A 12,538-nucleotide genomic window follows, 5' to 3' on the forward strand; every position below is an offset into this window, starting at 1 on the left:
CATTATTATTCGCCCAGCGTCCAGCGCTGCAGCTCGGCATAGCGGGTACGGCCTTGCCCATACGAAGAGGCGTAAAGCGCAAACGACGTGACCGGAAATGACCAGCAAAAGCCCGGCGGCGGGATAGCCACCGTATGGCTGGCGTCGCGCAGCAGCGTAATATGCGGGTGAAAAGGCTGCGGGCTTTGGTAACAACCGCTGCGGGCGGCCTGCGCGCGCAGCATATTAGCCAACTGCAACAACCCGCGCGGCGGCTGGCGCATCCCCAGCCACACCACGCGCGAACGCAGCCACTGACCGGCGTCATCCAGATGTAGCGTAAAGCCCGGCTGTCGAATTCGTCCGGCCAGTTGCGCAAGCGCGCGCTGCTTATCGCTACTGACGTCGCCTAAAAAGGCCAGCGTCAGGTGCAGGTTCGCCGCTGCCACGGGGCGTCCGTCTTCAGACGCAAAATGGGCGGCGCGCCAGGCGATAATTTGCGCGCGCGCGTCGTCGGGTAAGTCAATCGCAAAAAACAGCCGTTTTGGCTCAGACATAGGGATACTCGGTTATGGATTAACACGATGCTACAATGCGGCGCAAAGAAAGTTAACCCCGTGGAGCCGTTTGTGACGTCATTGCCCGTTGCCGCCGTATTGCCTGAATTGTTGACAGCCCTAAAAATCGCGCCGCAGGTTTTGTTGTCCGCGCCTACCGGGGCGGGGAAATCCACCTGGCTGCCGTTGCAACTCCTGCAACAGGGGCCGGTTGCTGGAAAAATCCTCCTGCTTGAACCGCGTCGTCTGGCGGCGCGTAATGTCGCACAGCGTCTGGCGGAAGCGTTGAATGAAAAGCCTGGCGAAACGGTAGGTTACCGGATGCGCGCGCAAAGCTGCGTGGGGCCGCGTACCCGGCTGGAAGTGGTGACCGAAGGCGTATTGACCAGAATGATTCAGCGCGATCCCGAATTACGCGGCGTGGGGCTGGTGATACTGGATGAATTTCATGAGCGCAGTTTACAGGCGGATTTAGCGTTGGCGCTGTTGCTGGATATCCAGCAAGGGCTCCGTGACGATCTCAGGCTGTTAATCATGTCTGCGACGCTGGATAACGACAGGCTTTGTCAGCGACTGCCTGATGCGCCGACGATCGTCTCGGAGGGGCGCGCGTTCCCGGTGGAGCGACGTTATCAGCCGCTTGCGGCGCATTTGCGTTTTGATGAAGCCGTCGCGATGGCGACAGCGGAACTGCTGCGCAATGAAAACGGTTCGCTGCTGCTATTTTTACCCGGCGTAGGCGAAATACAGCGCGTTCATGAACATCTGGCGTCGCGGGTAGGGAGCGATGTCCTGCTTTGTCCGCTGTATGGCGCATTGTCTCTGGAAGCGCAACGCAAAGCGATTGTTCCGGCACCCGCCGGGATGCGTAAAGTGGTGTTGGCGACTAACATTGCCGAAACCAGTTTGACGATTGAAGGGATTCGTCTGGTCGTCGATAGCGCTCAGGAGCGCGTGGCGCGATTTGACGCGCGAACGGGACTGACGCGGCTGGTTACGCAGCGTATCAGTCAGGCATCAATGACGCAGCGCGCGGGGCGCGCCGGACGACTGGCGCCGGGTATCTGTTTACATCTGCTGGCCAAAGAACAGGCGGAGCGGGCGGCGGCGCAAAGCGATCCGGAAATCTTACACAGCGACCTTTCCGGTTTATTGATGGAGGTGTTGCAGTGGGGATGTCACGATCCGGCATCGCTTTTCTGGCTGGACAGGCCGCCGGAGGTGAATCTTCAGGCCGCCCGCCGTTTATTATTGATGTTAGGCGCGCTGGAGGGCGAGCGGTTAAGCGCGCGGGGCCGGAAAATGGCGGCAATGGGTAACGATCCGCGCCTGGCGGCGATGTTAGTCAACGCCGGCGAGGGCGATAGCGCCGCCACTGCCGCCATGCTCGCGGCCATCCTTGAGGACCCGCCGCGCGGCGGCGGTACGGATTTAAGCGTAGTATTTTCGCGGCGACAGCCGGGCTGGCAGCAGCGTAGCCAGCAGCTTTTAAAACGGCTGCAGGTGCGTAATGGCGAGCCGGATAGCGCGCTTATTATGCCGCTGTTGGCCAGAGCGTTTAGCGACCGCATCGCGCGGCGTCGTGGTCAGGAAGGGCGCTATCAGTTAGCCAATGGTATGGGCGCGATGTTAGATGCGGATGACGCGTTGGGACGTCATGAATGGCTGATCGCGCCGCTGTTACTGCAAGGTAGCGCCTCGCCGGACGCCCGAATATTGTTGGCGCAGCCGCTGGATATTGCCTCGCTGATTCAGGCGTGTCCTGATTTACTGCGCCAGTCCGACACGGTTGAATGGGACGAGGCGCAGGGAACGTTGAAAGCATGGCGCAGAATGCGTATTGGACAGTTGACGGTTAGCGTTCAGCCACTGGCGAAGCCGTCTGAAGAGGAGCTTCATCAGGCGATGCTGAACGGCATCCGCGATAAAGGTCTGTCCGTCCTTAACTGGACGCCGGAAGCGGAGCAGTTCCGTCTGCGTCTGCACTGTGCGGCGAAATGGCTGCCGGAATATGACTGGCCTGCCGTGGATGAGGCGTCGCTGCTGGCGACTCTGGAAAATTGGTTGCTGCCGCACATGACAGGCGTACAGTCGTTACGAGGGCTAAAATCCCTGAACGTTAATCAGGCGTTACGGGGACTGCTTGACTATGCCATGCTGCAACGTCTGGATAGTGAACTGCCTGGGCATTACACTGTGCCGACGGGAAGCCGAATAACGATTCGTTATCATGAAGATAACCCGCCCGCGCTGGCGGTCAGAATGCAGGAAATGTTTGGCGAAGCGAAGACCCCAACCATCGCTCAGGGCCGCGTGCCGCTGGTGCTGGAACTGCTTTCGCCAGCGCAGCGACCGCTACAGATTACGCGCGATTTAAGCGCTTTCTGGCAGGGGGCGTATCGCGAAGTGCAAAAAGAGATGAAGGGCCGTTACCCCAAACATGTCTGGCCGGACGATCCGGCGAATACGGCCCCAACGCGGCGCACGAAGAAGTATTCGTGACGTGTTATACGTTGCCTCCAGGCCAGATAAGGCGTTAATCGCCATCCGGCAAAAGAGTAAATTGAGAGATTTCTTCTTCTGTCGTCTGGCGGAAGAATAGAGAATCGGGCCTTTGCGCCTGTATGTTGCGGAGAAAAAGCATGGCGGGGAATGACCGCGAGCCGATTGGACGTAAGGGGAAACCGTCACGTCCTGTGAAACAAAAGGTGAGCCGTCGTCGGCAGCATGACGACGATTATGATGATGACTATGAGGATGAAGAACCGATGCCGCGTAAAGGTAAGGGCAAAGGGCGTAAGCCTCGTGGCAAGCGCGGCTGGCTGTGGCTATTGCTAAAACTGTTTATCGTTTTTGTGGTGCTGTTCGCCATTTACGGCGTCTATCTGGATCAAAAAATCCGCAGCCGTATCGATGGCAAGGTCTGGCAGCTTCCGGCGGCGGTATATGGCCGGATGGTGAACCTTGAGCCAGACATGCCTGTCAGCAAAAACGAGATGGTGAAATTGCTGGAAGCGACGCAGTATCGTCTGGTGACGAAGATGACCCGTCCCGGCGAATTTACCGTGCAGGCCAATAGCATTGAGATGATCCGTCGTCCGTTTGACTTCCCGGACAGCAAAGAAGGGCAGGTGCGCGCGCGGCTGACGTTCAGTGACGGGCGTCTGGAAACCATCGTCAATCTGGATAACAACCGCCAGTTTGGCTTCTTCCGTCTCGATCCGCGGCTTATCACCATGCTTTCTTCGCCAAATGGCGAGCAGCGTTTATTCGTCCCGCGCAGCGGTTTCCCGGATCTGCTGGTCGATACGCTGTTGGCGACGGAAGACCGTCATTTCTATGAGCATGATGGCATTAGTCTTTACTCTATCGGGCGTGCGGTGCTGGCCAACCTGACGGCGGGACGCACGGTGCAGGGGGCCAGTACGCTGACCCAGCAGCTGGTGAAGAACCTGTTCCTCTCCAGCGAAAGATCATACTGGCGTAAAGCGAATGAAGCCTACATGGCGCTGATCATGGATGCCCGTTACAGTAAAGATCGTATTCTTGAGCTGTACATGAACGAGGTCTACCTCGGTCAAAGCGGGGACAATGAAATTCGCGGTTTTCCGCTGGCGAGCCTGTATTACTTTGGTCGTCCGGTAGAGGAACTGAGCCTCGATCAGCAGGCGTTACTGGTGGGGATGGTAAAAGGGGCGTCGATTTATAACCCGTGGCGTAACCCGAAACTGGCGTTGGAGCGTCGTAACCTGGTGTTACGCCTGTTACAGCAGCAGAAAATCATCGATCAGGAACTCTATGACATGCTGAGCGCGCGTCCGCTTGGCGTACAGCCGCGCGGCGGCGTTATTTCACCGCAGCCAGCGTTTATGCAGATGGTTCGTCAGGAACTGCAGGCGAAGCTGGGGGATAAAATTAAAGATCTCTCCGGCGTGAAGATCTTCACCACCTTTGACTCCGTGGCGCAGGATGCCGCAGAAAAAGCCGTTGTCGAAGGTATTCCGGCGTTGAAGAAGCAGCGTAAATTGAGCGATCTGGAAACCGCGATGGTGGTGGTGGATCGCTTTAGCGGCGAGGTGCGCGCGATGGTTGGCGGGGCGGAGCCGCAGTATGCCGGCTATAACCGTGCCATGCAGGCGCGCCGTTCCATCGGGTCGCTGGCGAAACCGGCGACCTATCTGACCGCGTTAAGTCAGCCGAACTTATACCGTCTGAACACCTGGATTGCCGATGCGCCGATTTCTCTGCGCCAGCCGAATGGTCAGGTCTGGTCGCCGCAGAACGACGATCGTCGCTACAGCGAAAGCGGGAAAGTGATGCTGGTGGATGCGTTAACTCGCTCAATGAACGTACCGACGGTCAATCTGGGGATGGCGTTAGGTTTACCGGCGGTAACCGATACCTGGACGAAGCTCGGCGTGCCGAAAGATCAGCTCAATCCGGTTCCGGCTATGCTGTTAGGAGCGCTGAACCTGACGCCGATCGAAGTGGCGCAGGCGTTCCAGACTATCGCCAGCGGCGGAAATCGCGCGCCGTTATCAGCGCTGCGTTCAGTTATTGCGGAAGATGGTAAAGTGCTGTACCAAAGTTATCCGCAAGCTGAACGCGCCGTACCGGCACAGGCGGCTTACCTGACGCTCTGGACAATGCAGCAGGTCGTCCAGCGTGGTACGGGGCGTCAGCTTGGCGCGAAATATCCGGGTCTGCATCTGGCCGGTAAAACCGGGACGACAAACAACAATGTCGATACCTGGTTTGCCGGTATCGACGGCAGCCAGGTGACTATCACCTGGGTAGGCCGTGATAACAACCAGCCGACGAAATTGTACGGCGCCAGCGGCGCGATGGCGATTTACCAGCGCTATCTGGCGAACCAGACGCCGACGCCTTTAGTTCTGACGCCGCCGGAAGATGTGGTGGATATGGGCGTTGATTACGACGGTAATTTTGTCTGTAGCGGCGGTATGCGCACTCTGCCGGTCTGGACGGACGATCCAAATACGCTGTGCCAGCAGGGCGAGATGATGCAGCAACAGCAGCAGCCGTCAGGCAATCCGTTCGATCAGTCGTCTCAGCCGCAGCAGCCTGCGCAGCAACAGCCGCCGAAAGAAGAGAAGAGCGACGGCGTTGCCGGCTGGATTAAGGAGATGTTCGGCGGCAATTAATCACGGTAATAGTGCCGGGTGGCGCTGTGCTTACCCGGTCTACACCGTTACGACCCCATTATGTGCGACGTAGGCCGAATAAGACGCTTACGTCGCCATCCGGCAAATCCTCCATAAATAACATTTCAGTCTAATTTATTAACCCTTCCTTTTCATCTGGTTATTTCTTAACCCCTTAGTTTTCGTAGGGCCGCGTATCGCTTGCCATTGCGACGATATTTCGCCTATCATGCTGCGGTTATAATAATAATTATCGTTTACGTTATCATTCACTTTCATCAGAGATATACCAATGGCGCGTCTTAAAACTGCTCAGCCAAACTCCTCACTGCGTAAAATCGCAGTTGTAGTAGCCACAGCGGTTAGCGGCATGTCTGTCTATGCACAGGCGGCGGTTCAACCGAAAGAAGAAACCATTACCGTAACCGCAGCGCCTGCCGCGCAGGAAAGTGCCTGGGGACCGGCTCCGACCATCGCCGCGAAGCGTTCCGCCACCACCACCAAAACTGATACACCTATCGAAAAAACGCCACAGTCGGTTTCGGTGGTCACTAACGAAGAGATGCAGATGCATCAATTCCAGTCAGTAAAAGAAGCGTTGGGTTACACGCCGGGTGTAACGGTAAGCAGCCGCGGCGCTTCCAATACCTATGACTTCGTGATTATCCGTGGCTTCTCTTCCGTCGGCCTGAGCCAGAACAACTATCTGGATGGCCTGAAATTGCAGGGGAACTTCTACAACGATGCGGTTATTGATCCCTACATGCTTGAGCGTGTTGAGTTGATGCGTGGCCCAACGTCCGTCCTCTACGGTAAGAGCAACCCGGGCGGTATCATTTCGATGGTTAGCAAGCGGCCGACTACTGAGCCGCTGAAAGAAATTCAATTCAAAATGGGGACGGACAATTTGTTCCAGACCGGTTTTGATTTTAGTGATTCCCTGGATGACAACGGTGAGTTCTCATATCGTCTGACGGGGCTGGCGCGTTCGACAAATGAGCAGCAAAAGAGTTCTGAGTCGCAGCGCTATGCGATTGCGCCCTCTTTTACCTGGCGTCCTGATGAGAAAACGAATTTTACGTTCCTTTCTTATTTCCAGAACGAACCAGAGACCGGCTACTACGGCTGGCTGCCGAAAGAGGGAACGGTTGAACCGTTACCGAATGGTAAACGCTTGCCGACAGATTTCAATGAAGGGGCGTCAAACAACACCTATTCTCGTAACGAGAAAATGGTGGGATACAGTTTCGAGCATGGCTTCAACGACACTTTTACCGTGCGCCAGAATTTACGTTTTGTCGAAATGAAAACCGCGCAAAAAAGCGTCTATGGCACGGGGATTGCGGCGGACGGCCATACGCTTAACCGCGGTACTATCGTTGACAACGAGCGTTTACAGAATTTCAGCGTAGATACACAACTGGAAAGTAAATTCGCGACCGGCGATATTGATCATACGTTGCTGACGGGTGTCGATTTCATGCGTATGCGTAATGATATTAACGCGACGTTTGGTAGCGCGCCGTCAATCGATCTCTATAACAATTACCATCCTGAATACTTTGCTTTCGGCGGCGCTGAGCCGTACCAGATGAACGAAAGTAAACAAACAGGCCTCTATGTTCAGGATCAGGCGGAATGGAATAAGTGGGTATTTACTCTCGGCGGCCGCTATGACTGGTCTAAACAAGCGACAACGGTGCGTCAGAATTCCACTACGCCGACAGAAGGATATATTGAACGTAATGACCACCAGTTCACCTGGCGCGGTGGCGTAAACTACGTATTCGATAATGGAATTTCACCTTACTTCAGCTATAGCCAATCTTTCGAGCCAAGCGCCTTCGATTTGTGGAGCACCCCACGCGTTTCTTACAAGCCGTCAAAAGGCGAGCAATATGAAGCAGGGGTGAAATATGTACCGAAAGACATGCCGGTTGTTGTTACGGGTGCCGTTTATCAGCTGACCAAAACCAATAACCTGACCGCCGATCCAACCAACCCATTAGCGCAGGTGCCGGCAGGCGAAATTCGTGCGCGAGGTGTAGAGCTGGAAGCCAAAGCAGCATTGACGGCTAACATCAATATGACGGCGTCTTACACTTATACTGATGCTGAATACACGAAAGACACTAATCTGAAAGGGAATACGCCAGAGCAGGTGCCTGAACACATGGCGTCGTTGTGGGGCGATTACACCTTCAACGAAGGTCCGTTGTCAGGTTTAACGCTGGGAACAGGCGGTCGTTTTATTGGTTCCAGTTACGGCGATCCGGCTAATAGCTTCAAGGTAGGCAGCGCAGCGGTGATGGATGCGGTCGTCAAGTACGATCTGGCGCGTTTTGGTATGGCGGGCTCCAGCATTGCGGTTAACGTTAATAATCTGCTCGACCGCGAATACGTCGCCAGCTGCTTCCAGACCTACGGCTGTTTCTGGGGCGCAGAACGTCAGGTCGTTGCAACGGCAACCTTCCGTTTCTAATTTCTTTTTGGGCACGGCTTGCCGTGCCCGTTTTACAAGTTGGCTGCGATGCAGGAAAACCACATTCATTCCGATACCACCTTTGCGCTGCGAAGCGTCGCCTTTCGTGTGCCGGGCCGCACGCTTTTACACCCCCTCTCGTTAACGTTTCCCGCAGGTCGCGTCACCGGACTTATTGGTCATAATGGTTCCGGTAAATCCACGCTGTTAAAAATGCTGGGCCGCCATCAGCCGCCTTCCGAAGGGGATATTCTGCTCGACAATCAGCCGCTGGCGAGCTGGAGCAGCAAGGCGTTTGCCCGCAAAGTTGCCTATCTGCCTCAACAATTGCCACAGGCGGAAGGAATGACGGTGCGCGAACTGGTGGCGATTGGCCGCTATCCGTGGCACGGCGCGCTGGGACGCTTTGGCGTCGCGGACCGGGAAAAAGTAGACGAGGCGATTACGCTGGTCGGCTTAAAACCGCTGGCGCATCGTCTGGTAGACAGTCTTTCCGGCGGTGAACGCCAGCGCGCGTGGATTGCCATGCTGGTCGCGCAGGACAGCCGTTGTCTGCTGCTGGATGAGCCGACGTCAGCGCTGGATATCGCCCATCAGGTTGACGTGCTGGCGCTGGTGCATCGTTTAAGCCAACAGCGCGGGCTGACGGTGGTAGCGGTGCTGCACGATATCAACATGGCGGCCCGCTACTGTGATTATTTAGTCGCGCTACGCGGCGGTGAAATGATTGCGCAAGGAACGCCTGCGGAACTGATGCGCAGTGACACGCTGGAACAGATTTACGGTATCCCGATGGGTATCCTTCCGCATCCGGCGGGCGCGGCACCTGTGAGTTTTGTGTATTAATGCGTGATTTATATCCTCTTACTCGCCGCCGTTTATTAACGGCGATGGCGCTCTCGCCGCTGCTGTGGCAAATGAATACGGCGCAGGCTGCCGCTATCGATCCCCGCCGGATTGTGGCGCTGGAGTGGCTGCCGGTTGAGCTGCTGCTGGCGCTCGGTATTACGCCGTATGGCGTGGCGGACGTGCCAAATTATAAGCTGTGGGTTAGCGAACCGCCGTTGCCGGATTCGGTGATTGATGTGGGTCTTCGCACTGAACCCAATCTCGAACTGCTGACGGAGATGAAGCCGTCGTTTATGGTCTGGTCGGCAGGCTACGGACCCTCGCCGGAGAAACTGGCGCGGATCGCGCCGGGGCGCGGGTTCGATTTTAGCGACGGCAAAAAGCCGCTGGCGGTGGCCCGACGCTCGCTGGTTGAACTGGCGCAGACGCTGAATCTGGAAGCTGCGGCAGAAAAACATCTGGCGCAATACGATCGCTTCATCGCCAGCCAGAAGCCGCATTTTATCCGCCGCGGGGGGCGTCCGTTACTGATGACGACGCTTATCGATCCGCGGCATATGCTGGTGCTCGGCCCGAATTGCCTGTTCCAGGAGGTGCTGGACGAGTATGGCATCGTCAATGCCTGGCAGGGTGAAACCAACTTTTGGGGCAGTACGGCGGTTAGCATCGATCGGCTGGCGATGTATAAAGAAGCGGATGTGATCTGCTTCGATCACGGGAATAACACCGATATGAACGCGCTGATGGCAACGCCGCTGTGGCAGGCCATGCCGTTTGTCCGCGCCGGGCGCTTTCACCGGGTGCCCGCCGTTTGGTTCTATGGCGCGACCCTCTCCACGATGCACTTTGTCCGCATCCTGAATAACGTGTTGGGAGGCAAAGCGTGAGCAGAAAACGTGAAATGCCGGATGGCGGCGCGAAAAGCGTCTTATCCGACCTACGGTTCGGGCGCTTTGTAGGCCGGATAAGGCGAAGCCGCCATCCGGCGTTGCTGTTATTGGCGCTGTTTGTTGCCGCCTGCTGGCTGACATGGGTTAACTTCTCCGTTGCGCTACCGCGCAGCCAGTGGCAACAGGCTATCTGGTCACCGGATATCGACATCATTGAGCAGATGATTTTTCATTACAGCCAGCTGCCAAGACTGGCGATTTCGCTGCTGGTGGGCGCGGGGCTTGGGCTGGTAGGCGTCCTGTTCCAGCAAGTATTACGTAACCCGCTGGCGGAACCGACCACGCTGGGCGTGGCGACCGGCGCGCAATTGGGGATCACGGTGACTACGCTTTGGGCGATTCCCGGCGCGCTGACCACGCAGTTTGCCGCCCTGACGGGAGCCTGTATCGTCGGCGCGCTGGTGTTCGGCGTGGCGTGGGGCAAACGTCTGTCGCCAGTGACCCTGATCCTCGCCGGGCTGGTGGTTAGCCTCTATTGTGGCGCAATCAACCAGTTACTGGTGATTTTCCACCACGATCAGTTGCAAAGCATGTTTTTATGGAGCACCGGAACGCTAACGCAAACCGACTGGAGCGGCGTGCAGCGTCTGTGGCCGCAGTTGCTGGGCGGTGTGATGCTCACGTTATTGTTGTTACGCCCGATGACGCTGATGGGGCTGGATGACGGCGTTGCGCGTAATCTGGGTCTGGCGCTGTCGTTAGCGCGTCTGGCGGCGCTGTCGCTGGCGATTGTGTTGAGCGCTCTGCTGGTCAACGCGGTGGGCATTATCGGTTTTATCGGCCTGTTTGCGCCGCTGCTGGCGAAAATGCTTGGCGCAAGACGTCTGCTGGCGCGCCTGATGCTGGCGCCGCTCATTGGGGCGCTTATTTTGTGGCTATCCGATCAGATTATCCTTTGGCTAACCCGCGTATGGATGGAGGTTTCCACCGGGTCAGTGACGGCGTTAATCGGCGCGCCGCTGCTCCTGTGGCTGCTGCCGCGGCTTAAAAGCATGAGCGCGCCGGATATGAACGCCAGCGATCGTGTGGCAGCGGAACGTCGGCACGTTCTTGCTTTTGCCGTTGCCGGTGGCGCGCTCCTGCTGCTGGCAACATGGGTCGCCCTCTCTTTTGGTCGCGACGCGCACGGCTGGACGTGGGCGAGCGGAACGCTGCTTGAAGAACTGATGCCGTGGCGCTGGCCGCGGATACTGGCGGCGTTAATGGCGGGCGTCATGCTGGCGGTGGCGGGCTGCATTATTCAGCGTCTGACCGGTAATCCAATGGCCAGCCCGGAAGTGCTGGGGATCAGTTCCGGAGCCGCGTTTGGCGTGGTGTTGATGCTGTTTTTGGTGCCGGGGAATGCCTTCGGTTGGCTACTGCCTGCCGGAAGCCTGGGCGCGGCGGCGACACTGCTGATTATTATGATAGCCGCCGGGCGCGGCGGTTTCTCGCCGCAACGGATGTTGCTGGCGGGGATGGCGCTCAGCACCGCGTTTACCATGCTGCTAATGATGCTCCAGGCGAGCGGCGACCCGCGGATGGCGGAAGTATTGACCTGGCTCTCAGGATCTACCTATAACGCCACTGGCGGGCAGGTTACGCGAACCGCGATCGTGATGGTGATTTTGCTGGCCATTGTGCCGTTGTGTCGCCGCTGGTTAACGATTTTGCCCCTGGGCGGCGATGCCGCGCGTGCGGTGGGCATGGCGCTTACGCCGTCGCGTATCGCGCTGCTGGCGCTGGCGGCTTGTTTGACGGCAACCGCGACGATGACCATTGGGCCGCTGAGTTTCGTTGGACTGATGGCGCCGCATATTGCGCGGATGCTCGGTTTTCGCCGGACGATGCCGCATATGGTCATCTCGGCGCTGGCAGGGGGCGTTTTACTGGTCTTTGCCGACTGGTGCGGCAGGATGGCGCTATTTCCGTATCAGATCCCGGCGGGACTGCTTTCAAGCTTTATTGGCGCGCCGTACTTTATCTATTTGCTACGTAAACAGAGTCGGTAAAAAAAAGCTGTGCCACATTTATGTCGGGTGGCAGCCATGCTCAACCCGACCTACAAATTACACAATATCAATATGTTGTGGCAATATTTTGTAGGCCTAAAAATAGCTGAACGCTATCAGGTGCGAGAGCTGTCCTGTCACGTTTTATCGAGGGAACTCTGCTTTTATTTTCAGCAAGAAGCAGGTGTTATTTTTGTATCGATAAGTCATGAGCTATTTCAGTGGCGCGCCGCTGTCTCGTGAACAGGGTGACTCATTTCAACATATCCAGGCCCGAAACGTTGATGATAAATTGCGGCATGATCTATCCAATAATAAGAATTACCGGTTTCGGTATTAAGCCTTTTTAAATATTAAGATGCGGATGCCGCATCTTTAATGCATCTCGTAAATCAATTTTAATTTAATAATAAATTTTCATTATAAAACTTCGATAATAAAATATTATTTTTTTATCGAAGTAATAAAAAACAACTCTATTAAAATAAATTAATTGCCACGAGTAAACAAAAAAAATGTAATTTAGCATTTTTTGTTTTTTTTAATGAAATTTATACCAAAAATA

General features: G+C 56.1%; 7 protein-coding genes and 4 other annotated features. Of the genes, 6 read left to right on the forward strand and 1 reads right to left on the reverse strand.

Annotation, left to right across the window (positions count from 1 at the left end; translation table 11 throughout):
- Positions 1 to 5 precede the first annotated feature (5 nt).
- The gene (gene ligT, locus STM0188; protein NP_459193.1) at positions 6 to 536 is read right to left on the reverse strand and encodes a 2'-5' RNA ligase; all 531 of its coding nucleotides are present in this window, start codon (positions 534 to 536) and stop codon (positions 6 to 8) included.
- 14 nt (positions 537 to 550) lie between these two features.
- Positions 551 to 556: a ribosome-binding site (putative RBS for hrpB; RegulonDB:STMS1H000564), on the forward strand.
- Between ligT and hrpB the strand changes: the two genes are divergently transcribed.
- The 6 genes from hrpB (at position 551) to fhuB (ending at position 11,973) form a co-directional block, all read left to right on the forward strand.
- Positions 551 to 3,038 (forward strand): ATP-dependent helicase gene (hrpB, locus tag STM0189; protein NP_459194.1). Within the gene, positions 564 to 3,038 belong to an annotated coding region; the region does not span the whole gene. It overlaps the preceding feature by 6 nt.
- Positions 3,039 to 3,165: 127 nt before the next feature.
- Positions 3,166 to 3,171: a ribosome-binding site (putative RBS for mrcB; RegulonDB:STMS1H000565), on the forward strand.
- Positions 3,166 to 5,701 (forward strand): peptidoglycan synthetase gene (mrcB, locus tag STM0190; protein NP_459195.1). Within the gene, positions 3,179 to 5,701 belong to an annotated coding region; the region does not span the whole gene. It overlaps the preceding feature by 6 nt.
- A 279-nt stretch (positions 5,702 to 5,980) precedes the next feature.
- Positions 5,981 to 5,986 (forward strand) — a ribosome-binding site (putative RBS for fhuA; RegulonDB:STMS1H000566).
- The gene (gene fhuA, locus STM0191) for an outer membrane protein receptor / transporter for ferrichrome, colicin M, and phages T1, T5, and phi80 (protein ID NP_459196.1) occupies positions 5,981 to 8,183 on the forward strand. Within the gene, positions 5,994 to 8,183 belong to an annotated coding region; the region does not span the whole gene. It overlaps the preceding feature by 6 nt.
- A 48-nt stretch (positions 8,184 to 8,231) precedes the next feature.
- Positions 8,232 to 9,029 (forward strand): hydroxymate-dependent iron transport, encoded by a 798-nt coding sequence (gene fhuC / locus STM0192; protein NP_459197.1) that lies wholly within the window; start codon positions 8,232 to 8,234, stop codon positions 9,027 to 9,029.
- Entirely contained in the window at positions 9,029 to 9,919 is an 891-nt protein-coding gene (gene fhuD / locus STM0193; protein ID NP_459198.1) for a hydroxamate-dependent iron uptake, read from the forward strand. The genes fhuC and fhuD overlap by 1 nt, the downstream gene beginning before the upstream one ends.
- Positions 9,906 to 9,911 (forward strand) — a ribosome-binding site (putative RBS for fhuB; RegulonDB:STMS1H000567). (Overlaps the previous gene by 6 nt.)
- Positions 9,906 to 11,973, forward strand: a protein-coding gene (fhuB, locus tag STM0194; protein ID NP_459199.1) for a hydroxamate-dependent iron uptake. Within the gene, positions 9,916 to 11,973 belong to an annotated coding region; the region does not span the whole gene. Before fhuD ends, fhuB begins: the two co-directional genes overlap by 14 nt.
- The last annotated feature ends 565 nt before the right edge of the window (positions 11,974 to 12,538 follow it).

Origin of the sequence: Salmonella enterica subsp. enterica serovar Typhimurium str. LT2 (assembly GCF_000006945.2) — a bacterium.
Classification (GTDB): domain Bacteria; phylum Pseudomonadota; class Gammaproteobacteria; order Enterobacterales; family Enterobacteriaceae; genus Salmonella; species Salmonella enterica.